Raw genomic sequence first — 25,174 nt, 5'->3', positions numbered from 1 at the left:
CGCTTTATTTATGACATTCCAGCAACTCTCGATAATATTGCTCTGGTGTACTCGGTAAATAAGTCGTCATTTGCAAAGTTTGTTCCCTCAATTTGAAACCTTGGGTAATGTTAATCCGGCTGAGGAAATCTAGATCGTGGGAAATTACCCAAAGCGCTCCTTGATAGTCATTGATACCTACTACCATTTGTTGAACAGTTTCAATATCCAGGTTATTAGTTGGCTCATCGAGAATCAGTAGATCGATTTCTGAGATACTGATCATAGCCATCGCTAATCTTGCCAACTCACCCCCACTCAGTACAGAGGCGCTTTTGTGAACGTCATCATATTTAAAGAGAAAGTGTCCTAGTTGTTGACGCAAAAGCTGATAGCTGAGATGAGGATTGGCAGCTTGCATATTTTCTATAATTGTGTATTGGCGATTCACTAATTCATAGGATTGATCGAGATATACAGCTTTCATGGCTGGTGCAAGCAAAACTTCACCTGATTCTAAAACCGCTGCTTGGTTTTCCATTCCCAAAATGGCCTTTACCAAACTCGATTTACCAGAAGCGTTTGCGCCGATAATGGCTATACGATCGCCAGATGATACATGCAATTGAATATTTTGAATCAATAGATGTTCTGATATCCTAAGATTTGCACCCTGGATATTAATTAGATTTCGGCGCTTTTGATTTTTTTCTTCTAGCTGAATACTCGTTACTTTGGTAGTTTTGACCTTTGTCTCTGCAACCTTTTGATTAGCCTTGGCTACTGCTGCTTCATGTTTCTTTTTCGCAGTTCCGGTAGACACCTCAGCTTTGGTTTTAATCAGTCCCGCGGCCATTCTATCAATACTGCCATTCAGAAACTTGGCGCGACCATTGCGACTTGATTGGGCTGCGCGTTGCTGTTCTTGCATCGCTGTGGCTTGGGTACGTTTTAGTTCCTTTCTGGCGGCTTCGTGCGATCGCAATGCTACCTCTAACTCGATTTCTTTCTGTTCTCGATACTGAGAAAAGTTACCTCCATACACCTTCAAACCAGCAGGTGTAAGTTCCCAGGTAACATCTGTCACCTGGTCTAGGAAAAAAGGTTTGTGTGAGACAATCACAAAAGCGCCAGCAAAATCTAAAAGAAACTGCCTTAAGCTTTCTAGCGCTTGTAAATCCATGTGATTGGTTGGCTCATCCAGTAACAGCAAGTTTGGTTCTTGAGCTAAACCGATCGCCAAAAATAGTTTCGTGAATTCTCCACCACTTAAGTTAGTAATTGGTAAACATAGGTCAAGTGTGGTGTGGAATTGTGTTTGCAAAATATCCTCAATCTTCCACCATTCATCAGAGATAGAAATCAAAAAATTAAGTACTGTATCTGCTGTAATTTCTTGCCTGATAGTGCTGCTTTGTGGCAAATAGTAGACAACACCATGATGCCAAACTGAGCCTGTATTGGGGCTAATTTGACTTGCAAGGATTTTTAGTAGAGTTGATTTTCCTACACCGTTGCGACCAACCAAAGCAATGCGATCGCCTGCCTCGACACTAACCTGAACTTTTTGAAACAAAGTTCTGTCCAAGCTGAGTTCATAGGCTAAATTCTCAGCTAATAATATTGATTTTTTCTCCATTCTTCTCAAACCTCAGTTCGCAAACATCCACCCGTATGTTTGCAATAATTACGGATAGATTAGACACAAAAAACTTACCCACAGACAGTTTACAAGCGGTTCAATGTAGATAAGAGTGATGACAATATTTTTAGTGCATGACTTATGTGAAGTAACCCTGTCAAACTAGTTGCGTTGATTCTTTGTTGACATTTGTTGCTTTGGTGCAACAGGTATTTGGTACTACTTCATTTGTGCTATCTCGTTGGAGTTGTGATGAAGTTTGATATTGACTACAGTGTAGCACGAACCGCAAAAGTTGGGTAGTTTGGGAAGAAGATGGCAAATATCCGAATGTAATTCTAGAAATTTTGTTTGACTCAACAGCGAATAGTGATAAAGGTTTAAAAAAAGAAATTTATCAAGATACTTTCCGCACGCTAGATTATTTTTGGTTCGACCCTTACACACAAGAATTTACAGGATTTTATTTAGTAGATGGAGAATATCAACCTCTACAAGCAAGTGAGCAAGGATATTTGTGGAGTCAGCAACTAGGATTATATTTGGGAGTTTATGAAGGTTTATTGCGGTTTTTTACACGAGATGGGCAACTAGTACCAACACCGGAAGAAACGGCAGAACAAGCAGAACAAAAGGCAGAACGTTTGGCAGCAAAATTGCGTGAGTTAAACATAGAGCCAGATACAATTTAGACTAGCGCTATTTCATTTAGGATAGTGTTGTACTAAAAACTCCTCAGCTTCAGTCCTATCTTTAATCACTCCATCCAAGGTAGCAGCAACTACATCATCTAATATTTGCCGATACTGCGGCCCTGGTTTGTAACCAAGTTTCTTTAAATCATTGCCACTCAGTAGTGGCTGCACATTAGCCCAAACAGTTAAATATTCCCAAATCTGATGTCTAAGCGATCGCGGACTTTGCAAAGCAATTAAAATCAGCATTGGTAAGTCGTACTGTCGCAATAACTGCACCACTTGACTGGGACTTTGACACTTAGGCAAAGATTTGATCGCCTCAGTTTGAGCAGAAGCCAAGTTTTGCAAGCGTTTAATGCTATCCTCTTGCAGTTGCAGATTTTTTGCTACTTTCGCCCGATATTGTGGTGCTAAATGGGTGATTAACGCTTCTAGGCGCATTTCCCAATGGATAAGGGTTGGCTGCGGGTCAAATCGCCGCAAGCAGCGTTCTAGCAAACGTAATTGTCGCAGGAGTTCTGCGTCTAGCTTGAGGGTAGGATGGATACATTGCAATGCCCCTAAGTTATCGAGTAACTGCAAAGCCGATTTCCAGTAAGGGGCTTCTAGGATGTGTTTTAATTCTGTTTTTAGTCTAGTTTGCAGGGCTGGAGTTCTGCTATTCTCTTGGGAAGTGCGATCGTAAACACCACTGTTGATGGCATAGCGAATAAACTCTTCAGTTTGCGGTTCTATCTGAAATCCGAAGCGCACAGCAAAGCGCACGCCACGATAAATCCGGGTGGGGTCTTCGATAAAGCTATTGGCGTGTAAAACCCGAATTTGCATAGCTTGTAAATCTAGTAATCCACCAAAGAAATCGAGTAATTCACCAGTCCGGGGAGTAGTGAGTCGCAAGGCGAGGGCGTTGATGGTAAAATCTCGGCGATACAAATCTTGACGAATGGAACTCGCCTCAACTTCTGGATTTGCTGCTGGATAAGGATAAAATTCTGTTCTAGCGGTGGCAATATCCACCCATAGAGAATCTAATTCTGGGTCTTTGTGCCACAACAAAGCAGCAGTTTGAAAAGCTCCGTGGATTTCTAAACGAGCAGCAGGGTAAAGTTGTTGGAGTGCCTTTGCTAGTTCTACACCAGCACCAACATCTGCTGATTTGTGAAAGCCATCAACTACGAGGTCAATATCTTTAATCATCAAGGTGCTTGCTGCTTCTGCTAATAGCAAATCCCGCACTGCACCCCCGACAAGATAAAGATGCCAACCTTGTTTTTCTGCCTCTTGCGATGCTGTGGTGAGTAATTGCCACAGTTGCGGAGCAAGTATATTCTCCAATTTAGGGAGACTAAGATTACTTTCCTCCCCTTTTCTCCTCTCCCTCTCTTCCCCTCTTCCCTTTTCACCTTCTCTTTCTTGATGTAATTCCCGCAATACATCAGTACGGGTGACAATACCAACTAACTGACTCTTTTCCAATACTGGCAAACGTCCAATATCGTATGTTACCATCAGCGCTTCAATTTCTGGCAGCGTAGTATCTGGTGTAATTGTTTTAAGATTTACTGTCATGTAGCCTTTGACTGGTGCATGACTAAATCCGTGGTGCAAAGCGATATCAATATCCCGCCGCGAAATAATACCCACTAGTTGCCCTTGAGTATCGACTACAGATAAACCAGAGTGTCCATAGCGCAACAAAATGCGCTGGGCTTCGGCAATTGTGGTTTCAGGCAAAATCGTGCGGACAGGAGAGGACATTAAGTCTCTAGCCGTGGGTGGATGAGGAATTTGTGCTTTTACCCCGTCAAGGAGTTGTTTTAATATTGCCTGTGAATCAACTCCCCTTAGATTTAGAGATGCGGCTTGTGAATGACCGCCGCCACCTAGAATTTGGAATAATAGGTTAAGATTTGTTTTGGGAATTTGCGATCGCCCAATTACAGTTAAGCGTGAATCCCCGTCACCCAGAGGATACTCATTAGCCAACAGTATGGCATCAATTTCGGTTAATTCCACGAGTTCCGATGCCAAACTCGATAGCCCTGGCACAAAACCATCTGTTTTCAGAGTTACCCAAGCAACCGTATATCCATGTAGACAGAAATATTCTAAACTTTCCAGCGCTTCAGTTAGTAGCTGCTGCAATCGCGGTGATAATCCGGGGTCACGGTAAGTGGAAATTACTGATAAACTAGCTCCTTGTTGCATCAACCAAGCCAAAGCTAGGGCATCCCGTGGTGTGGACTGGTCAAAAGTCAAAGAGCCAGTGTCAACGTGGATACCCAAAGCCATCACAGTTGCTTCGGCAGGAGTGAGGGAAATTTCCTGTTGTTGCAATTGCTCCACGATTAAAGTTGTGGTGGCTCCTACTGAGGAAATATGCGATCGCGTGGCGGGAATATCTGATTCTTGTCCTAAGTGATGGTCATAAACTATAATCTCTCTTACATCGGGTAAATCTAACCACTGGGCAGCTTTACCCAAGCGATCGCGCTGTTGCGTATCCACCACAGTTAGAGAACGAATTTTTTCTGGATTCACTGAACGGCGTTCAATCAACGGATATTCATCCCGATGCAATGCTAAAAAATCCCGTACAGGAGGATGGGAGCCGCCAGTGAGCACAATTTTGCTTCCCGGTAGTAGGCGCGTTAACCCTACCGCTGCTCCTAGTGCATCAAAATCTGCTGTTGTGTGACAAAGAATTAAATCCATAGTTAAGAGTCATTAGTCATTGGTACTTAGACAAAGAGAGAAGTCTGAGCAAAGGTTTCCTCCGTTCAGAACTTCTCCTCAGGGAGACGCTGGGCGAACGGAGACAAATGACTAAAATGTTGCAATTTCTGCTAGCTTAAAAATAATAAGAAAGTGTCAGTGTCGCCCTTTAGGATATTCTATCCTTAGTATTTCGCTGTATTGGGAGAAGCAAAAATGACCATAATATTCCAATTTGCCTTGATAGGTCTAGTCCTATTGTCTTTTGTCCTGGTTGTTGGCGTCCCCGTTGCTTACGCCACTCCCCAAAATTGGGTTGAATCTAAAAAACTGCTCTGGGTTGGTTCCGCCGTCTGGATTGGTTTGGTATTTTTAGTTGGTTTGTTAAACTTTTTTGTCGTGTAGGCGACGGCTTCGTTCTGGCGCAGGCACATAATATAAGAACTAGAGGGGCAGAAAAGCCAAGGTCAAAGGTTAAGGGAAAAAAGAAATTTTTTCTTTTTCCTGGTTAGTTCATTTTGACCGCGCTTTCCTGCTCCTCTACATTTAAATAAGAAATGTATATTGGCCAGAAGTATAGTTGATAAAGAGGCAGTCATGGCAGTTTTCGAGGGAACTTTTACTCAAACGGAACCTTTGCGTTTTGCAGTGGTTATTGGTCGATTCAATGACCTCGTTACCGGAAAGCTGCTAGAGGGATGTCAAGATTGTTTAAAACGCCACGGTGTAGACCCTAACCCCCACGGTAGTCAGGTGGACTATGTTTGGGTGCCGGGAAGTTTTGAGGTACCTTTAGTCGCTCGCCAACTAGCACTTTCCCATCGTTATGATGCTGTAATTTGTCTAGGTGCAGTCATTCGAGGGCAAACACCCCATTTTGATTACGTATCCTCAGAAGTTTCTAAAGGCATTGCTGCCGCTAGCTTTCAAACTGGGGTACCAGTAATTTTTGGCATTTTGACAGTAGATACTATGCAGCAAGCCTTAGAACGAGCAGGTATAAAAGGTAATCATGGTTGGGATTACGCTCTGAATGCCCTAGAAATGGCAAGCCTCATGCGGCAACTGCGTTCTAACCTGGCAGAGCCATATTCTCGTAATAGCCAATCTTTGCCAGCCTCTTTTCAAAGTGCCAGCGTCGGCAATTTAACTGCGGAGTCAGAAGAACTTGGCTAAATGAGTCATTAGTCATTTGTCCTTTGTTATTCACTAATGACTAATGACTAATGACTAATGGCTAAATTAAGGGGTTGACAATTAGGGATAAATCTGAGATATTAATATATGGTTATCGATTGCGGGTATAGCTCAGTGGTAGAGCGTCACCTTGCCAAGGTGAATGTCGCGCGTTCGAATCGCGTTACCCGCTTCCAAGTAAAACCTCTTGAAGTTAAAAACTACAAGGGGTTTAATGTTTTTAGGCTGCTTTGAAGTCTTCGATGATTCGCACTACACTTTTGTGAATCGCTTCCAATGTGGACAGATTGAGCAAATAAATCGTCTACTGTCTCAATTTGAATATCACCCACTCAAATTGCGTTACCCAGTTGCTAAGAAATATAAAACCCAGCTTTAGACTGGTGTAGATATGCACTAGCTTGGCTACAATCTGTATAGGTGTAATCAATTCGTTTTGTATAAGGTGTATTACACTGGACTAAAGGTGGCTACTTAAAAATAGTGTTGTCAGGTGTAAAGCGTCTTTTAGCAGTGAAGTTAACTACAATCTATGACGGGCAAAGAGTCACACACACGCTCTGGATGTTTTGGCAATTCCCGCTATTGAAACGCTTATGAACTGCAAGGAATAGAGATTGAACGTAATCCCAATCTTACCTTGATAAGTGGATAGTAATATATAGCGACCCAAAGGACAATTAGCGGGTTTATTGGTGTCTGTTGTTTATGAGCGTAGCCTTCCCAAACGATTTGTTTTAGGAGTGGTCGCCACGTAGGCTTAAAATTGTACCAGGTGTGTCAGCATAATAAATGCCCCAAAACGCAACCACATTACCTTGAAAGCGACAGACAGATGAGGAGAAGGAAATTTTTAAACAAGATTGCTAGCAAAGGGGAAAGACTACAAACAGAGAACCCCATATTAGTATGGCAATTAGGATACTTAGAGTTGACGGCATCTACTGTTTGCAATCATGGCGATATTTGCATCGCCTGTCCATCTATATAAAGAAAGAAGCCTTATCAGGCATGTACCAAGGCATTATATTCTCACAGTTCGTGTAAAACACGCTCAAGTTATTAGAACGCTTGTGCAATCTCAAAAACCCGAAAAAATAGACTTCAATACCGAATACCCCTGTCCCTGTCGTCGCAGGGGTCAGTTAATTCCGATTACGCTGACAGAAGCATTTGGTTGCGATCGCTGTCAGCAAATCTTTGTAGTAGAAGATAATGGTCATGTCCTAGAACAGCTTTCTACCACCTATCCCTACAAGCGGGCTTGGCGTTGGATGGGAAATAGTTGGCATGTTGTCCATCCCCGCTTGGGAGAAAGCTATCTGCCTATAGCGCTGGGCATTATTTTCGTGCTAGTGATTATATGGCTGCCATTAGCACTGCGATTGGCAAATGGTTCCAGCATTATTGCTTGGGCAATGGTGGCGGTGCTATTGGCTATCCTACCAGCACTAATGGTCTGGCTTACCTACAGACGTTAACTCAATGACTGTTGAAGTTTTGGATGATCACCCCGAACCGATTACTAGTGCCCAACGAGCCTATCAAGCTTCCCTAAAGTTGGGGATCACAAAAGGAGCAGACCGAAGTCGTGCAGTATTGGCGATGGCACAAGCCCTTGAGCGCTCATTTGACGACATTCTAGAAGCCAATACCTTAGATTTAGAAGCCAGTCGGGAAATGGCAGTGCCAGAGTTGATATTGGACTGGCTAAAGCTGACTCCCACAAGGCTAGAAATGACAGTGGACATTTTACAACGGTTGGGGGAATTATCAGATCCGCTGCGGCGCGTTAGAACCGCTGATTATCAACTGGAAGATTCCCAAAGTTATACCCAGTTAATGCCCTTGGGAGTGATTGGATTTATTTATGAAGCGTTTCCCGATTTAGGGGCGATCGCAGCGGGTTTTTGTATCAAAACTGGCAATAGTCTAATTCTCAAAGGTAGCACTGAAGCTAGCCATTCCAACGCAGTGATCGCTGAGGTACTGCAAAGTGCGATCGCAGAAGTTGGACTACCACCAGGTTGTTTAGAACTGATCACAGCAGAACATGGTGCTTCGATTCGGGATTTAGTTACCCAAGACGAGTACGTGAATCTAGTGATTCCCTACGGACGTTCTAGCTTGGTGCAGCAGGTAGTACGACAGGCAACTTGCCCAGTTTTAAAGTCAGCGATGGGTAACTGTTATCTCTACTGGTCGCTGAATAGCAGCTTAGAAATGGTGCGCTGGATGATTCTTGATAGCCATCAGAGCGAACCAGACCAAGTTAATGCCATTGAAAAAGTACTAATTCATCGCCAAGCCTTGCCATCATCTTTAGCAGTTCTGTGGAACAGCTTGATGGAAAAAGGCTTTGAAATAAAAGGGGATGCAGAACTAGTAGAAGCTTTTCCTCAGTTGCAGTTGGTCAAGGAAGGCGAATGGGCAAACCCTTATTTAACCAGGACAGTAGCTTTTAAACTGGTGGATAGCTTAGAGGCTGCGATCGCCTGGATTAATGAACACAGCAGTGGTCATGCCGACTCCATCGTCACTGAATCGTACCAGGAAAGTCGGCAGTTTGCCTTGGGAGTTAACAGTGCCTCTACATACATCAACACTTCCCCGCGTTTTTCCCGCAACCCCTCGCGGGGAGATTCAGTGTTTCTCGGCATGTCTAACCAAAAAGGTCATCGTCGGGGATTTATCAGCCTGGAAACCTTAACCACTGTCAAGCATATTGTTCAGGGAAATGGCAGGTTTTAACCAGAAGGCAGGAGGCAGAAGGCAGATCGCTTTTAGCGTCTTGCCTTCTCCCAAAGGAGAGGCTAGCGCCAAGGGAGAAGGCAAGAGGTAGAAACTCTTTATATCTGATGCGTGAGTCCTACATTTTGTAGCTTACTTAAAAAGCAAACTGCTGTAGTTGGGGTCTAAATTCTTTATGTCCAATGCCCCAATCCAATTTTAAACTTAACAAAATCTTAATTTCTGCTTGATCCTGGCTTGCTAGGCTCCTTGTGTTTGGTTGAGCAGCAATTAGGAGACAAGTCAAATTCAAGCCACTCTTTGTGCTTTTCACAAGTAGACCCTCCTTAAGTTTGCCAACTGAACTGTATTTACATCTGGGTAGGGGTGAATATGGAACTTATGGATGGTGATCGCCTGCTAGCAAATCGGTGCAGACGGCGGAGTTTTTTGCTGGGTGCAGGATTTTTAACAGGGTTAACAATCGCTAGCCAATGGCATCCGGTATTGGCTAACTCAAGGTTTTCTGGCTATCCGTTCAGTCTTGGTGTTGCCTCTGGTGATCCTTTGCCGGATGGTGTTGTTATCTGGACACGACTGGCTCCTAATCCACTCTCTGGAGGTGGAATGCCATTTGTAAATGTCCCAGTGCGGTGGCAAGTCGCCCTTGATGAAAACATGAAACAGGTTGTGCGGCGAGGAACAGTACTAGCAACACCAGAGTTAGCACACTCAGTCCACGTTGATGTCCGTGGGCTAAACCCTGAGCGTTGGTATTGGTATCAATTTCAAGCAGGTAAGGAAGTTAGCCCCATTGGACGAACTCGTACAGCACCAGCATTTTATAGCTATACCCAACAACTGAACTTTGCTTTTGTCTCCTGTCAAGACTGGCAAAATGGCTACTATACGGCTTATCGCCATTTGGCTGAGGAAAACCTCGACCTTGTGGTTCATCTTGGTGACTACATCTATGAATACGGACCACAAGCCGGTGGACCACGTCAGCATAATAGTCCAGAAATTATCACTCTTGCCGACTACCGCGATCGCCACGCCCTCTACAAAACTGATCCAAATCTTCAAGCTGCTCATGCGGCTTTTCCCTGGATTGTCACTTGGGACGATCATGAAGTTGACAACAACTACGCCAACTTAATCCCCGAAGATAACCAAACCCAAGAGGCTTTTAGAAAACGGCGAGCTAATGCTTACCAGGCTTACTACGAACACATGCCCTTACGTCAGTCTTCATTGCCCAAGGGCCCAGACGCGCTGCTTTATCGGCGGTTGACTTTCGGTAATTTAGCTGAGTTCAATGTGCTAGACACCAGGCAATACCGCACTAATCAACCTTGTGATGACGGACTTAAGCCTCGCTGTCCCCAAGCTTTTGATACAAATGCTACGATGACCGGCTCGGAGCAAGAGCAGTGGCTACGAAAAGGTTTAGATAAATCGCGATCGCGCTGGAATGTGATTGCTCAACAGACAATGCTAGCCGAGTACAATTTTAATAGTAGTCCAGGTGCAGGTGTCTTCAATTTGGATCAGTGGGACGGCTACGTGGTTGCACGTAATCGGCTCTTAAGTTTTCTAAACCAGCGCCAACCCTCTAATCCAGTAGTGATTACCGGAGACATCCATTCTAGTTGGGTACACGACCTGAAGCTTGACTTTAATAATCCAAACTCAGCTACGGTAGGCACTGAGTTTGTCGGAACCTCAATTACCTCTGATTTTCCCACCGCATTTATTGCTCCAGTTCAAGCTTCCCTAGGTAACAATCCCCATACTAAGTTTTTTGACGGTGCTTACCGGGGATACGTTCGCTGCAACCTTACCCCAAAACGCTGGCAAAGTGATTACCGCGTTGTATCAAGCATCGTTGACTTGAATGCCTCTGTGAAAACCCTAGCTTCGTTTGTAGTCCAAAACGGACAACCAGGAGCACATCTCAGTTAAGCAAATCTCACAAGCAATCAAATAAACCTCCCAAATAGAATCTGGGGGGTTTCAATATAGTATGAAATATAAGTTTGACTATTAGAACATCCCAATCGGATACTGTTCGGATATAGCCATCCGATCTGAGTTACAAAAACTGCAAGAGACTAAAAAAAAGGTGGAGAATATGGGAAATTTAGGAGTAGTGTAGACTATTCAAGCCGGAAGCGAGCGTCTGCTAAAGGTTACACTGAATCAATCTTCCTGAAGAGTTATTTTGCCATTTCTTTGCAATACTTAACTAACTTCTAATTAAAAAAAGTGAACATAGATTAAAAATAATAACTAACATCATAATTTATTAAGTTCTTCAGGCTAAGTTGAGGGTATGCTTAATAATTGAGGTCTAGTTGATAATTTAAGTAACTAGGTGCAAAAAAACTTAAACATTTGTTTACTTTTTTGTACTTTGCCATTTGTTTGAGTGTTAAATACTAAAAAACAAAGTTTATTTGTGCCAACTTACTAACTAGGTTGTCGAGCAAGGCAGTAAAAATCTGACCAGAGCCAAGTACTAACAGCGAAAACAAAAGTAAACTTAACAAAAATTACGTAAGATGATAAGAAGAATTTTGCTGGCTGTATCGGGATTGGGACATGCAGAAGAAATGCTCAAAACCCTAAAAGAAATCCCTTCAATTCAATCTGCAAAAGTTACAATTTTGCATGTTGTTCCTGCACAAAGTACTGCTGCTACCATGACAGATAAATGGGAAAATGGTGGTAAAATTCTGGCGAATGCCATTCAAACTTTAAACTTAGATCCTAGCCAAGTTTCTTCAATTTTGCGTGAAGGTGACCCCAAAGATGTAGTTTGCCAAGTAGCTGATGAAATAGACGCTGACTTAATTATTATGGGTTCACGCGGGCTGAAGCGGCTGCAATCGATTTTATCGAACTCAGTCAGTCAGTATGTTTTCCAGCTATCTTCTCGCCCCATGTTGCTGGTAAAAGATGACATTTATGTCAAAAGAATTAAGCGCATTATGGTGGCAATAGACAATTCTGATTCAGCAAAAAATTGCTTGAAATTGGCACTATTTTTACTGCGAGATATTCAGGGCGGCGAGTTAATTTTAGCAAATATTAGTACAGATTTAGGCGGTAAAAGATCGGAAATAACTGAAGTTAATTCAGACAAAAATCCAGTTTTGGCAGCCGCCGTTGCAGAAGCTCAAAAACAGGGTATCAAATCTCGTTCTTATATCAGCAGTGGCAAACCTGGTGAAGAAATTTGTCGATTGGCAGAAGAGTTGAATATAGACTTATTATTGCTCGGTTCTCCAGATCGTCGTCCATCCATCGCTAAGAGTTTTGTTGATATAGACCGACTCATCGGCTCTTCTTTGTCTGATTATGTTCGAGTCAATGCCACTTGTCCGGTATTGTTAGCGCGGACAATCGCTTAAAGTCAAAATAGAGTTAGCAATTGATAAATAAAAACCCCTACACTATTGGTGCAGGGGTTATTTATTTTATACACAAACTCTTAACTATCTTTTCCACCTTCGCGGCTAGCAGTTTGGATGTACAGAATTAGTAAAAACACAGCGGGAACTAGTACGAACAAAATGCTCGCGATGAACCCCAGGTCATTAACTTGCATGGCAAGAAAGCCTCTCTTTAATTTCCAGTCAACAACATTAGGATAGCATCATCGATGACAGAGTTATACCAATTCAAAATTCAAAATTCAAAATTCAAAATGAGGAAACTCAATTTTGGTAAGTATTTTGACTACTGACTGGATACAAATTGAAGCAATGGCAGATTTGAGAACTTAAGGCTTGGTGACTACGCTGACTGAGCCATTCACTAAAGTTTGACAGGCAAGACGGTAATTTTCCGGTTTTTTCTTGAATTTCCGGTTTTCTACGTCTGTGCGGGGGGAAAGATTTTCTAGTCCTTCGACTATCTGGACAATGCAAGTGCCACACTGACCATAACCACCGCAATTAGTCATCTTACCAATCAATGTATATATATCAATGTCATTTTGCATGGCTTTGAGCCGGAGATTTGCACCATCTGCCGCTACTACTTCTTTATTCTCTTTAACAAATTTGATATTACCCATAACTGATTCCTCCTTGACTCTAAGCTTGGCTTTCAAGGCTTCATATTGACATGGCTTGATTCACATCTTATTTATTATATTAATTCATTACAAAATATTAATAAATATTAACTTTATCAAACATGACGCCACAAAAAAATAGGACAGGTAGAGTACCTGTCCTATCAATTGAAAAATAGATTAACTTACCTAAATCCCACGGCTGCTTGCCAAACGAAAGCAAGCAACAAGAAGAATACGGGGATGACTGGGAGAACGTCTACCAAAGGATCAAAGATTTGGTAAGCTTCAGGCAGTTTTGCTAATAAAAGTGCTGCTTCCATGTTTGTTTAAATCCACCTATCCAACACAGCTTTCATAATTGAGAAATATCTTAACATGGTTTGAGTCTTGATCATTGGTCAATAGTCATTTGTAATTTCCCCTTCATCTGGTGCTGATTCAGATGAGTTGAGCCAGTGTCCAAATTCTGTGGCAAAGCGATCGCTTAATATAGCCTCTCTAATCTTTTGCGTAAAGCGAATTAGTTCGGTAATGTTGTGAATGCTCAACAAGGTATAAGCTAAAATTTCCTGCGATCGCACTAAATGAGATATGTAAGCACGGCTAAAATTCTGACAAGTATAGCAGGGACAAGTTTCATCTAATGGCGTAAAATCTTCACGAAACTTAGCATTTTTTAAATTCCAACGTCCGCCTTGGACTATTGCCGTTCCATGTCTTGCCCAGCGGGTGGGAATTACGCAATCAAATAAATCTACACCAGATGCGATCGCGATCGCCATTTCCCGATAAGTACCTACACCCATCAAGTAACGCGGCTTTTCGGGGGGTAGAAGCGGTGCAGTGACTTTGACAATCTCAGCCATCAATTCTGGCGGTTCTCCCACACTGACGCCACCAATGGCATATCCGGGTAAATCTAACTTAGCCAAAGCTTCAGCCGCACGGCAACGCAAATCCAAATACACGCCCCCTTGGACAATCCCAAACAAAGCCTGCTCACTGCTTTGATGAGCCGTTATGCAGCGTTCTAACCAGCGATAAGTGCGCTCAGTTGCAGTTTCTACCTCTTGGCGAGTCGCTGGGTAGGGCGGACACTCATCAAAGGCCATGATCACATCGGCCCCCAAAGTATTTTGAATCTCAATGGAGCGTTCTGGTGTTAAGTTAATAATTTGTCCATCATGAGGTGAGCGAAAAGTTACGCCTTCTTCAGTAATTTTTCGCATCTCGCTTAAGCTAAAGACCTGAAACCCACCCGAATCTGTGAGCATTGGGCCATTCCACCCCATAAATTTGTGCAATCCACCACCCCCAGCCACGATCGCTTCCCCTGGTTGTAGGTGAAGATGATAAGTGTTAGATAAGATCATTTGCGCCCCAGTATCTCGTAGCTGAGATGGGGTAATAGTTTTGACATTTGCCAGCGTTCCCACTGGCATAAATCTAGGGGTTTCTACAAGACCGTGAGGGGTGAAAAACACTCCTGCTCTAGCTTTGGTTTGGCTACAGCAAGCAAGACATTGAAAAGAAAAATTCGCACTCATGCCATTTGGGATTTTAGACTTGTCGTGAGCGTTCAGCCGAACGATTTTAGATTTTGGATTGTGAAACGCTAATCGGTTAAGAGTTTCAGAAATCCATAACTAGCAGCCATAAAACCAAATGGTATTAGGGCAAAATTAATATTATTTGGCTAAATTATGGACAAACATAAAAACTGGTAATTGAGTTTTAGTGAACACTTAAGCATTCACTACTAACCTAGTTACCAACTTTACGAGTATATACTGCAATAATTGTTATTTAGAAAGAATCAGAACAGTCATCGTCGATTTCTGCATCCCACCTGGCTGAGAGTACTTGCTCCATCATCGCTTCTATGGCGCTGACATTGAAGCTTCGCTCTCGTCGTTCTTGTAAGGGGGTTGAGCGGGGAATCAACCTCAGACACACTCCTTCTTGCATCAAATCGAAGTAGGTTTCTTGTTGTGACGACTGTTTGAGTTCCAAGTAATCAAAACTACAAACATTCAGATATAGCGCATGGTTAGCCACTAAGGTAGACCTTTGCGGATTGGCAAAAACTTCCATCACATCCCCTTCACCCTCGCTCAGTACCTTATCTTCTTGGGTGTAGATGTAGTGGACTCGACCTAAATCTGCCAGCAGTCGCCGGATGTCGAGCTTATTCACAATGATGCCCGTGTTAATAATGCACGGAGCTGGTATCCTGGTGTCGGGTAGATGGTGACTCATAGGAAAATAGCGATTGAGCTAAGGAGAGCAACAACATAGCTAAACTGTCATAATTGAATAGCTTGTTTACTCCCTACATTTAAAAAAATATCAATTTTGTGGGGCAATCGTCTAATAATTTCGAGTAAGTTTTTAGTTAACGAATACAAAACACAACTTTTGATCCCTGATGGAATTTTAATTTCCTGAATCATTTGCTTTTTTGTATAAATAAGCACTCAAAATTATTTATTTACTACTGAGACCAGCATAACAAAATTTTCAGGGGGAATCTCTAATAGGAAGTAAATCTTATCTAAAGCTTTAAAGTTTGGTGATGTTCAATTGTACTCAAGCTATGACTATTATCTAGCAATTAACCAAATATTAATGTAACTAAGATGACGAAACAGCAACAGTGGTGGAGAAAGCTGCTGTTAAAGCTGGCAGCTAGTATTATATTTTACACGAGTATTCCACTACCGTATTTAAACGGATTGGACTTTTGGGGAGTGGCACGTCTTGCTTCGCTTGTAGGATTGTTAATTGGGGGAATTTTAGGGTTTCTGGATACGGGGATGAATTATCTTGGTATGCCTGTGCTAACTCGTAGTACTTTAGTGGTAAGTATTTGGATTGCGATAACTGGAGGACTGCACTTAGATGGGGCAATGGATACTGCCGATGGTTTGGCAGTAGGCGACCCAGATCGGCGACTGGAAGTGATGGCAGATAGTGCCACAGGAGCCTTTGGGGCAATGGCTGCGATCGCCTTGGTGCTACTGAAAATAACCGCCTTGAGTGATATCCCAGAAAACCGTTGGTTGTTGCTGATGGCTGCTTGTGGCTGGGGACGCTGGGGACAACAGCTAGCGATCGCGCGATATCCTTACCTGAAACCAACTGGCAAAGGTGCATTTCACAAACAAGCCATTCGTTCTTACAAAGATTTGTTACCGGGGCTGTTTTTGTTGTTTGGTTTGAGTGGTTTACTTGTGCTGATAGATAAACAGCAGCTATTTGTCGCACTGGCAATGATAATTGCTGGAAGTGCGATCGCTACTTTAACTGGTGCATGGTTCAACCACAAACTAGGTGGACACACTGGAGATACCTATGGCGCAGTCGTTGAGTGGACTGAAGCCTTATTTCTCTGCGTGCTGACCGCCTTTTAAGAAATGAGGGAGCAGAGGAGCACGGGAGGTAGGGGAGACAGGGGAGGCAGGGGAAGTAGGGGAGAATAATAATTCCTAACTCCTGACTAATGACCAATGACCAATGACTAATCACTAATTCATTTAATCGGTTGCAGCTTTGTCACCTTGAGTTTAAAAGCTCCAACCCCAGTTTCCCCAAAAGACCGGACACGAATAACATAATTCCCTGTCTCTACGATGCGAGTAAATAGTAGGGAATTGCTACTACCATCAGGGCCATCATCATTTTCTGCCAGAGTCGAACCATCAGGTGCTAGCAGTGTGATGATGCTGTCAAAACTTTCAGATGACAGGTCAACTGCTAAATTATCGCCCTTCTCCAGCTTGACTGTGTAATCACGGGCAAACCCACCTTGACCTGTGGGAATGTCTTTGTCTGAGAGGCTATCGGAAAGCTCAGTACTGTTAGATAAAGGAATTGGACTATACAACTTATTTTGAGCAAAAGCTGCACTTGTACTTATGCCTATTGCCAGCAATGTGGCAGGAATAATGATGAGTTGTTTTAAACCTGCCGCAAAAACTTTATTCATAACACTTCAAGGAATTTTTCTACAAAAATAAGGTAAATTGGTCAATTTATCCACTTTTAACCCAAAGCTTGCCCATTAATTCTGGATTTATCCATCTTTGACGGCAGTAGCTACAGCTACTATTCCTAAGACCACAATTCCATACTGACGAAGTGTTTGCACAGCAGACCTGGCAGTAGCACCAGTAGTATAAATGTCGTCCACTAACAGCACTGGGGCATTTGGGGGACGACGGCGAAATTCTTGGCCAACAGCAAAAGCTTTAGCCAAGTTTTTTTCTCGTTTAGATACCGATAAACCAAATTGCGCTTCCGTTTCTCGCACTCTTGCTAAACCGTTTAATTTCAATTTTAATCCAGTTATTTCGCAGAAGCTTTGTGCTATGAGTGCGGCTTGATTATATTTACGTTGCTTTTGCTTGCTAGCGTGGAGTGGGATGGGAACTACCACGGGCTGGCTATCTCGCCTCGGTGAATTTAACAACCATGCTTCTCCTAACCATTGACCCAAGGGACGAGCTATTTGGGGTTGATTTTCGTATTTCATCGCTGCGATCGCCCGTTTCACCGGGCCACCATACTCCCCCCAGCCAAACACTGGTATTGGCTCTTGCCAAAGAGAAATCGGGTCTTTACGTTGACATTTTTGCAGTTGTCTAGTGCAGTTATGACAGAATTCTTGGGAAGTTGCGCGTTGACATAGGGGGCAATGGGATTGGAGAAAAAGATTGAGTAAGCCTGTGAGATTTTTAATCCAAGTGTGCATTTAGGGCTGGTTGAGGAATTTAACATATACGCGATCGCACCTTGTTGTTTCTACTCCTGTTGCTGGAGTGTAGCCGTTGCTTTCATACAGCTTGACTGCTTCCACCAAAACACTGGCGGTTTCAATCCAAATTTGCTGAAAACCACGCTCTGCGATCGCTGCTTCTAGCTGTTGTAACAAATATTTCCCTAATCCCAAACCCCTAATACTGGGCAAAAGATACATTTTGCGGATTTCTACAGCTTTTTCGCCCCGGTGTATGGGGTAGTATGCTCCAGTACCTACTAACTGGCTTTGGTGTTCAATTACCCAAAACTCTCCCCCAGTAGCTAAATAACATTCCTCTACTTGCAGCACATCTTGGTCAGCGCCCTTTGGTTCCCAACCCAGACCGTATTCTGATAATACATAACTGATGACTTCGGCGGCTCTTGTGCGATCGCTTTTCACCCAATCACGAATTAAAAAATCTTGATAATAGTTTTTCATTACCATTTGCTGGTCAAGTTTACACAGAAAATTTTTCCGCATCTATATCCCAATTTACCCAGCAAATAGCTTTTATGGCAGAGTCCGTTTCAGGCGGTACTCTCAAGGTGTCAATGAACAGACAAGGAGAGGGAATTGTCTTCCCTCCCCTTGTCTCCTTACCAAGGATAATTCAGCGATATAGTAGCGAGCGCTGAGATTGATGTTACGACTTGATATTAGCCTCTATTACTATTCCAAGGGCCCCAGATAGCTAAAGTAATACCAGGGCTTTGAATGTTAACGAACAAAGTATGGCCATCAGGGGAGAAGCAGGCTCCAGCAAACTCACCAGTTTCAAGGGCATTACGCGCAAATTTGTAGATTTCACCACTGGGAGTAACACCTATCAAGAAATTGTCACCGCCTCCGTCCTCACAGAGGATAAGATCGCCAAAAGGTGCCACGACTATGTTATCGGGCATATCGAGTTCATCTTTAGATTGAGACTCGACAAACAATTCAATTGTCTCTTCACCCGGAATATAGCGCCAGACCTGACCACCGCCTACAGGTCCACCACTTGTAGCAGTGAAGTAAAATTCACCTTTACCATTGTTGCCTTTCTTATCTTTCTTATTTTTGTTGTCGTCATAATAGATGCCTTCCCCGCGATTAAACCGGGCTGCACCTAAGTTGAAGCCTTGCACTCGGACATTATCTGTAGTTGTTGGGTTGGGGTCAGGAATGTTCACCCAATCTACATCCCATTTCTGTCCCACGACGAAACCTGTGTTGGTGTTGACTCCTGGTGGTTTACCTTTAATCTTCAGAGCTTGGAGAGTGCCTCCTGCTTTTAAATTGCCATACTGTTTCGGGATAAAACGGTAGAACAGGCTATCTCCTCTATCTTCAGTCTGATAGACATATCCAGTTTCGGGATCTACAGCTACAGCCTCATGATTAAACCGTCCCATAGCAACTAGAGGTACTGGGTCTACAGGAGGGATGTCGCTAGCTGGAACCTCAAAGTTATAACCGTGTAACTTTGTGACTCCATTAGTTGCAGTCGGTCTAGTTGTATCTTCTTCACAGCTAATCCATGAATCCCAAGGAGTTAGACCACCTGCACAGTTACGAATAGTTCCACCGAGAGAGTTGAACTCTTTGATCAACTGGCGATCGCGTCCAACAACCAGGGTTGTAGTGCCACCTCTGCAAATGGGATCGTAGGGATTTGGTACTTGTACTCGTGTATCAGAAGTGATGCTAAGTTCGTGATTACGAACTAGGATTGTTGTGTTTTTGGGCCCAGGGAAGGCTGCCATACCATCATGATTACTAGGCTCTAAATTACCATCACTCATGAGGGTGCCTGTGCGAGATATAACTCGATACTGAAATCCTCTTGGTACTTCTAAAATTCCATCAGCACCTGGGAAAAGTGGCCCATATCCTGTACCAAGTTTTTCACCAAAGGCTTTTCTGGCAAGAAGTCCTTCCAAAGGAGACACCATCAAGGTGCCGACAGCAGTTGTACCTGCTATTGCAAAGAATTTACGTCTTGAAAATGTCATGAGGATGGTTTGATTACTTAAAGATAATGCTGAAGAAAAAATATTTGATTTTGATTAAGTTTGGGTAATGCTTTATTTAACTTAGGGTTAGTCAATAAAAGGTGAATTTATATAAAATCTGCCTTATTTTTAGCAAATTGATGTATACAGGGCTTATTTAAGACCATTCCCTAAATCCTAGAGCTATAGGACTCAATATTTTTTGAAATAAAGCTATTCTTTTGAGCTTGCTTGCCTAGCAGAACAAGGTTATTTTGCTAAGGGGCAATTTAGCTATGACGATAATTTTCTAGTAACCATTGTTACCAAGACTCAACTGACTGAATTTCGCCATTTCTTTCTTCAACCCACAGGGAAAGTTGTTGCAAAATTTTAACTACGATTTTCCGCAACCAGATAGTAGTTTCTATTGCAACTTTGATACATCCATAAAGACTGTTCTACAAACGCGCAACTTTGACACACTTAATGGTTTTGATTTGGGAATTGACTTTGCAACAGATGTAATAGGGTTAGATTTTTATACTTCCGTGAATCCTAAACAAGGATTGCTAAGGGGTAAGATATTCTTGAAGGAAGACCTTTAACCAGAAGTATGCGACACATACCCAAACTATAGGTTGAATCTTAGCGCTTAGTTGATAGCAACTGCTATTCATGAACCTGAGGCAATTGTTGGTCTGTTGGTGATTGGTTTGATAAATATAGTCCTGAAGAAAAAGCCAGCATCTACATAGACAGTGAACCTGAATAGTCGAAGCTAGCCTGATTAGAACTGTAATTAAACATTATTCTAGCTTTAATGATCGGGAAATTTGGAAGGCTAGAAATGCCTAAAATTTGCAGGGGAAGGTATTGCAAATATATCCCCTATTTGTAGTGCAATACGCTTGGTGTTAGAGCCAAGTTTGTGGTTCATATATTGGATATAGCAATCCTCTTTGATTTGTGAGAATTGCAACCCGCAAAACCCCGGCTTCTCAAATAAGTCGGGGTTCTTGTGTATCATGAATGATTCAAGATTACTATCGTTGTTGACAGCGAATTTTTAACTGACAATTCCTAGATTGTTGTAGATTTCGATGAGATTGCCATCAGGATCGCGAAAATGAGCTGTGCGAATTCCCCAGTCTGGGCGATCTTGTGGTTCAGTCACAACGATCGCATTCTGAACTTTTACTTGCTCATAAACCTCATCCACGTTATCGACTGCGAAAATCAAGACAATTTTATCTCGATTGACAACATACGAAGGCTGTTCGATTCTTGGAACTACTTCAGCCATTAATTCTTTTTTGAACAAACCCAGCTTGAGATATCCGGTATTAAACTCAGCATATCCGCTATCTTCATCGCCCCAATCGACATCAAATTTCAGCAGATCCCGGTAGAACAGAAAAGAATCTTTGTAGTTGGAGACAAGCAGTCTCAGGTGTGTTAGCTGAAGCTTCATATCTATTGGGTTAGTCTACTAACTGTGAATTCTAGGTTCTGGGTGCAAAGTCGCCAGCAACTCACTTTCGACAATTGCCAATTCATCAAGCCGTTGCATGACTATTTCCCTGTCGAAGTAAGTAGCAGCTAATACCCAGTATATACCGTAGTGACGCGCTTCGGATGCCATTAGCCCACGATAAAATTTTGCTAATTCTGGCTCTGGACAGTGAGCAGCTAATAGTCCCAGGCGTTCGTGAGAGCGAGCTTCAATTAAACCAGTGACTAGTAAGGAATCCAGGAATCGCTCAGGTTCTTTGGGACGGACTTGAGCTTTTAAACCCGCACCGTAGGGAGGCGGTGGTAAGGGAGCCAGGGGAATATTCCGGCGTTCTAACCATTGGTTAACTAGCTCAAAGTGTTCTAGTTCTTCGCGGGCGATCGCAGTTAGTTCCCGAACCATTTTAGTATTGGAAGGATAGCGAAACATCATGTTCAAGGCCACGCCTGCTGCTTTGCGTTCACAGTGGGAGTGGTCGAGTAAAATGATGTCTAAGTTAGCGATCGCTTGTTCAACCCAAGCAGAGCTAGTGGGCTGTTTCAGGACGTTGATAGTCGGTAACTGAGTAAACACAGAGTCACAAAACTCCAAAATTGCAATTTAGTTGAGTAGCACAGCAAATTGATTTTAAAAGATTTCCTCGTTAAAACGTGAGTCTCCAACCATACACCTCTGTGCGCCCCTATAAAAATATTCGGTGTTGCATATTTGCAGATTGTATTAAGCAACTAACAAAATTTCTCCCCCTGCCTCCCCTGCTCCCCCTGCCCCTGCCTCCTTCATTCTTGCTGCCGCCTTTCCTCTATCTCTTGAATAGAAATCATACTGCTGACTTTCTGTACGTCTACCATTATCAAAACTGCTCCTTGCATTTCAATACCAAGCAGGGGAGTGATTGCCAAATAACATTTTATTTGCCTACCCCGACGATTGGTAGCATCGAGGAGCATTTCTTGAAACTGTTTTTTCCCAGCGAGGGAGTCGCGGATGGGCGATCGCAACTGCTCGACGGGTAGCCCAATGTCTAGGCTGAAGATAGACTTTCCTAGAACTTCATCAGTTCGCAAGCCCCATAAATCTTCTACCATGTAATTCCAAATAGAGATGTTAAAGCTGCTGTCAATTACCACTATTCCAGTTTGAAGACTTTTGAGAATAGAGATCAGAAAAATGTTTGTGCGATTGAGTTCTGTGGTGCGCTCGCTCAGTTCGTTATTAATTGTCTGCAATTCTTCATTAGTAGATTGGAGTTCTTCATTCATCGTCTCCAATTCTTCATTGGTGGATTGTAGTTCTTCGTTGGTAGTTTCTAATTCTTCATTAGTAGATTGTAGTTCTTCGTTGGTAGTTTCTAATTCTTCATTGGTAGATTGCAGTTCTTCGTTGGTAGTTTCTAATTCCTGTTGCGAACGTTGCAGGGCATCTTGGAGTTTGATATAACGGCTGACATCATGAAAGGAAATACTGACTCCTAAAAAGCTGGTGTCTGTTTCTTGCAAAGGCGTAATTCGCACATCCAGATATTGCGTTTCTGTGTTAGACAAATAACGCTCTACATTTGTCAGATTGATGGGGCGGCGTTCAGTATAAGCCCGTTCTATTAGCGATCGCAATTCAACTGGTCGATAGGAAAGTTCTAGATCCTGGAAGGGACGAGTTAAATCTTTGGGGGAAAGAGCAAACAAAGTCCGCGCCTGCTCGTTTACCATTACCAGAGTGCCATTGATATCAACCACTACTTGGGCGATTGGTGCTTTGTCAAAACCCATGTCTCGCAGCCGGAGATTTCGAGACAAACGGCTGCTAGATTCGTCATCTATTGAATTTGCCATAACTAAGAGGCGATCGCGTAGATTCACCGTCGATACCTTAGTAAATATCCGGTTTTTTAAGTCTAGTGGAGTAAACAGACTAGAATGCATCAATAGCATCTCTGCTTTTCCCAAAAACAGATAGCCATTATCATTTAGTGCAAAATGAAACCGGGCCAAAATTCGCCCTTGAGTCTCAGAATTAAAATACATTAATGTATTGCGGCTGACCAGCAAATCTAAGCGCGAAATCGGCGCATCCTGAAGCAGATCGTGGCGACCAAAAATCACTGAGCGGCGTAAGTCTTGGCGGAAGACATAGCGATTCCCGATAATCTCAAAGTATTTCTGCCGTAGTTCATCTGGCACCGCTTGGACATCTTTTGCTGAATACACAGCTTGCCGAGCATGGTTGAGAGCCTCTTCATCTACATCTGTGGCGTAAATTTTCACTCGTTGGCGAAATTCTTCTGCTCCCAAAATTTCAGCCATTAACATTGCCAGGGTATAAGCTTCTTCTCCAGAAGCACAGCCAGCGCTCCAGATGCGAATTTGGTCAGAAGTTTTTTTATTCTTAATCAGATTAGGCAGTATTTGCTTTGCGAGATATTGCCAAGCTGATAAATCTCGAAAAAAAGCGGTGACATTAATTAGGATAGTGTTGAAAAGATAATTGAATTCATCTGGATAAACTTCTAGATAGTCTTGATACTCTTCAAAACTTTCTATAGTCAATGACTGCATCCGCTTCCATACCCGACGCATCAAAGTCGAGCGTTTATAGCCTGTAAAATCAAATCCCCGACTTTGTCTGAGATAAATCAGTAGATTTTCAAATTTGGGATCTCTTTCTGCGGAAGTCATAGGGTAGGGAGGGGCAGGGGGCAGGGGGCAGAGGGCAGGGGGCAGGGGGCAGGGGGCAGGGAGAGGGAAAGTTGTTTTGAAAGATTGAAATTGGATAATTTATTTTTTGGAGTTCCCTAATGCGTATCAAAGACTCATTAAAGGAGTTTTGAGCTTCATTAATGAGTATTAAAGACTCATTAGGGACTTCCAGAAAATAAATTATCCAAATTTACTCAGATAAGATTTTTCTTTCTCCCCCTGCTCCCTGCTCCCTGCCCACCTGCCTCCACAGCAATAGGATATTTTTTTAGTTGGAAGTCCCTTAAAGGAGTTCTGAGCCTCATTAATGCGTATCAAAGACTCATGAAACTATGGTGACACCAAGTTGCATTCTAAAACATATCTCCTCTGCTCCCCTGCTCCCCTGCCCCTCCGCCCCTCTGCTTAGTTATATTCTCCCATCACCAAAGTCACCAGAGTGCTGGAGATTTCATCCAAAGGGAGAATAAAATCTACGTTGCCAGTTTGAATTGCAGCGGTGGGCATCCCGGAAAATTCGGCAGTTTTTACGTCTTGGACAATAACAGTACCGCCCATTTTTTTTATCGCTTCTACTCCCATCGCGCCGTCGCTACCAGTTCCAGTTAGCACAACAGCGATCGCTCTATCTTTGTAAGTGGCTGCAACCGATTCAAATAATAGGTCAGCTGAAGGACGTAAAAAATGTACTAATTCCGACTGTGATAAAGAAAGGGTGCCGTCACCGTTAACCAACAGGTGACGATTGGGTGGGGCAATGTAAGCCGTTCCTGGGGTAAGGCAATCTCCCTCTTGTGCCTGTTTAACGGTAATATCTGTGCGCCGACCAAGAATTTCTGCCATAAGCGACCGATATTCGGGAGCGAGGTGTTGCACAATAGCGATCGCGCCTGGAAATTCTGCGGGTAGAGTTGATAGCACTTTAGCTAGAGCAGTCAGACCGCCTGCTGAGGCTGCGATCGCCACGATATCAAAGGCAGCATTAGTAAAGTGAGATAGATGATTGTTCGCATCTTCTGCCATCTGAATCATGATTTTTTGGCTGTCACTATAAGACAAGCTTCGCTTTTTTGTTACAAAAAGCATTAATTAATTTACATATATATACTCTAGCAGCATTTTTTTTGCTTTTATTTA

23 protein-coding genes, 1 tRNA gene and 1 pseudogene are annotated in these 25,174 nt (G+C 42.9%); 9 read left to right on the top strand and 16 right to left on the bottom strand.

Going from position 1 to position 25,174, the window contains the following annotated elements; translation table 11 throughout:
• Positions 1-4: 4 nt before the first annotated feature.
• On the bottom strand, positions 5-1,618 hold the full coding sequence (abc-f, locus tag RM347_RS16085) for a ribosomal protection-like ABC-F family protein (RefSeq protein ID WP_322719349.1): 1,614 nt from the start codon (positions 1,616-1,618) through the stop codon (positions 5-7).
• Positions 1,619-1,908: 290 nt separating this feature from the next.
• On the opposite strand from abc-f, the pseudogene RM347_RS16080 reads away from it, so the two are divergent.
• Positions 1,909-2,313 (top strand): annotated as a pseudogene (locus tag RM347_RS16080) (Uma2 family endonuclease); the annotation flags it as partial.
• A 12-nt stretch (positions 2,314-2,325) separates the two neighbouring features.
• Here RM347_RS16080 and RM347_RS16075 read toward each other — a convergent pair.
• Positions 2,326-5,034 (bottom strand): CBS domain-containing protein, encoded by a 2,709-nt coding sequence (locus RM347_RS16075; protein ID WP_322719350.1) that lies wholly within the window; start codon positions 5,032-5,034, stop codon positions 2,326-2,328.
• A 216-nt stretch (positions 5,035-5,250) separates the two neighbouring features.
• Here RM347_RS16075 and psbZ point away from each other — a divergent pair, with 216 nt between their 5' ends.
• The 5 genes from psbZ (at position 5,251) to RM347_RS16050 (ending at position 8,982) form a co-directional block, all read left to right on the top strand.
• Positions 5,251-5,439, top strand: coding sequence for a photosystem II reaction center protein PsbZ (psbZ, locus tag RM347_RS16070; RefSeq protein ID WP_322640982.1), 189 nt, complete (start codon positions 5,251-5,253; stop codon positions 5,437-5,439).
• 192 nt (positions 5,440-5,631) lie between these two features.
• A complete protein-coding gene (gene ribH / locus RM347_RS16065; protein WP_322719351.1) occupies positions 5,632-6,210 on the top strand; it encodes a 6,7-dimethyl-8-ribityllumazine synthase in 579 nt (192 codons plus the stop codon).
• Between the two features lie 121 nt (positions 6,211-6,331).
• Positions 6,332-6,403: transfer RNA gene (locus RM347_RS16060), tRNA-Gly, on the top strand.
• Between the two features lie 901 nt (positions 6,404-7,304).
• On the top strand, positions 7,305-7,712 hold the full coding sequence (locus RM347_RS16055) for a hypothetical protein (protein WP_094348002.1): 408 nt from the start codon (positions 7,305-7,307) through the stop codon (positions 7,710-7,712).
• 4 nt (positions 7,713-7,716) lie between these two features.
• Positions 7,717-8,982, top strand: coding sequence for a glutamate-5-semialdehyde dehydrogenase (locus RM347_RS16050; protein WP_322719352.1), 1,266 nt, complete (start codon positions 7,717-7,719; stop codon positions 8,980-8,982).
• Between the two features lie 136 nt (positions 8,983-9,118).
• Here the strand turns inward: RM347_RS16050 and RM347_RS16045 are convergent, their stop codons facing one another.
• The gene (locus RM347_RS16045) at positions 9,119-9,295 is read right to left on the bottom strand and encodes a hypothetical protein (protein WP_428850563.1); all 177 of its coding nucleotides are present in this window, start codon (positions 9,293-9,295) and stop codon (positions 9,119-9,121) included.
• Positions 9,296-9,354: 59 nt separating this feature from the next.
• On the opposite strand from RM347_RS16045, the gene RM347_RS16040 reads away from it, so the two are divergent.
• Positions 9,355-10,926, top strand: coding sequence for an alkaline phosphatase D family protein (locus RM347_RS16040; protein WP_322719353.1), 1,572 nt, complete (start codon positions 9,355-9,357; stop codon positions 10,924-10,926).
• 599 nt (positions 10,927-11,525) lie between these two features.
• Entirely contained in the window at positions 11,526-12,377 is an 852-nt protein-coding gene (locus tag RM347_RS16035; RefSeq protein WP_322719354.1) for a universal stress protein, read from the top strand.
• 80 nt (positions 12,378-12,457) lie between these two features.
• Here the strand turns inward: RM347_RS16035 and psbM are convergent, their stop codons facing one another.
• The 5 genes from psbM to RM347_RS16010 form a co-directional block, all read right to left on the bottom strand.
• Complete coding sequence (psbM, locus tag RM347_RS16030) at positions 12,458-12,574, bottom strand: photosystem II reaction center protein PsbM (RefSeq protein ID WP_084227279.1); 117 nt, start codon at positions 12,572-12,574, stop codon at positions 12,458-12,460.
• 174 nt (positions 12,575-12,748) lie between these two features.
• Positions 12,749-13,045, bottom strand: a complete 297-nt coding sequence (locus RM347_RS16025; protein ID WP_322719355.1) for a 2Fe-2S iron-sulfur cluster-binding protein — start codon at positions 13,043-13,045, stop codon at positions 12,749-12,751.
• A 185-nt stretch (positions 13,046-13,230) separates the two neighbouring features.
• Positions 13,231-13,368, bottom strand: a complete 138-nt coding sequence (locus RM347_RS16020; RefSeq protein WP_006195022.1) for a photosystem II reaction center protein K — start codon at positions 13,366-13,368, stop codon at positions 13,231-13,233.
• A 78-nt stretch (positions 13,369-13,446) separates the two neighbouring features.
• The gene (gene tgt, locus RM347_RS16015; protein ID WP_322719356.1) at positions 13,447-14,595 is read right to left on the bottom strand and encodes a tRNA guanosine(34) transglycosylase Tgt; all 1,149 of its coding nucleotides are present in this window, start codon (positions 14,593-14,595) and stop codon (positions 13,447-13,449) included.
• Positions 14,596-14,854: 259 nt separating this feature from the next.
• Entirely contained in the window at positions 14,855-15,307 is a 453-nt protein-coding gene (locus tag RM347_RS16010; protein WP_322676276.1) for a hypothetical protein, read from the bottom strand.
• 380 nt (positions 15,308-15,687) lie between these two features.
• On the opposite strand from RM347_RS16010, the gene cobS reads away from it, so the two are divergent.
• Entirely contained in the window at positions 15,688-16,461 is a 774-nt protein-coding gene (gene cobS, locus RM347_RS16005) for an adenosylcobinamide-GDP ribazoletransferase (protein WP_322719357.1), read from the top strand.
• 119 nt (positions 16,462-16,580) lie between these two features.
• Here the strand turns inward: cobS and RM347_RS16000 are convergent, their stop codons facing one another.
• The 8 genes from RM347_RS16000 to RM347_RS15965 all read right to left on the bottom strand — a co-directional run bounded on the left by RM347_RS16000 (position 16,581) and on the right by RM347_RS15965 (position 25,069).
• The gene (locus RM347_RS16000) at positions 16,581-17,036 is read right to left on the bottom strand and encodes a PPC domain-containing protein (protein WP_322719358.1); all 456 of its coding nucleotides are present in this window, start codon (positions 17,034-17,036) and stop codon (positions 16,581-16,583) included.
• Positions 17,037-17,123: 87 nt separating this feature from the next.
• A complete protein-coding gene (locus RM347_RS15995; protein ID WP_322719359.1) occupies positions 17,124-17,801 on the bottom strand; it encodes a ComF family protein in 678 nt (225 codons plus the stop codon).
• The gene (locus RM347_RS15990; protein ID WP_322719360.1) at positions 17,802-18,290 is read right to left on the bottom strand and encodes a GNAT family N-acetyltransferase; all 489 of its coding nucleotides are present in this window, start codon (positions 18,288-18,290) and stop codon (positions 17,802-17,804) included.
• Positions 18,291-18,508: 218 nt separating this feature from the next.
• On the bottom strand, positions 18,509-19,846 hold the full coding sequence (locus RM347_RS15985; RefSeq protein ID WP_322719361.1) for an alkaline phosphatase PhoX: 1,338 nt from the start codon (positions 19,844-19,846) through the stop codon (positions 18,509-18,511).
• A gap of 1,048 nt (positions 19,847-20,894) precedes the next feature.
• Positions 20,895-21,299 (bottom strand): VOC family protein, encoded by a 405-nt coding sequence (locus RM347_RS15980; RefSeq protein ID WP_322719362.1) that lies wholly within the window; start codon positions 21,297-21,299, stop codon positions 20,895-20,897.
• An 18-nt stretch (positions 21,300-21,317) separates the two neighbouring features.
• Entirely contained in the window at positions 21,318-21,914 is a 597-nt protein-coding gene (locus tag RM347_RS15975) for a tRNA-(ms[2]io[6]A)-hydroxylase (protein ID WP_190893861.1), read from the bottom strand.
• Positions 21,915-22,120: 206 nt separating this feature from the next.
• Positions 22,121-24,016, bottom strand: coding sequence for a CheR family methyltransferase (locus RM347_RS15970; RefSeq protein WP_322719363.1), 1,896 nt, complete (start codon positions 24,014-24,016; stop codon positions 22,121-22,123).
• Between the two features lie 426 nt (positions 24,017-24,442).
• On the bottom strand, positions 24,443-25,069 hold the full coding sequence (locus RM347_RS15965) for a chemotaxis protein CheB (RefSeq protein WP_322719364.1): 627 nt from the start codon (positions 25,067-25,069) through the stop codon (positions 24,443-24,445).
• Positions 25,070-25,174 lie beyond the last annotated feature (105 nt).

The organism is Nostoc sp. ChiQUE02 (genome assembly GCF_034531305.2).
GTDB lineage: Bacteria > Cyanobacteriota > Cyanobacteriia > Cyanobacteriales > Nostocaceae > Nostoc.
This window is presented reverse-complemented; position numbering and strand designations above follow the sequence as displayed.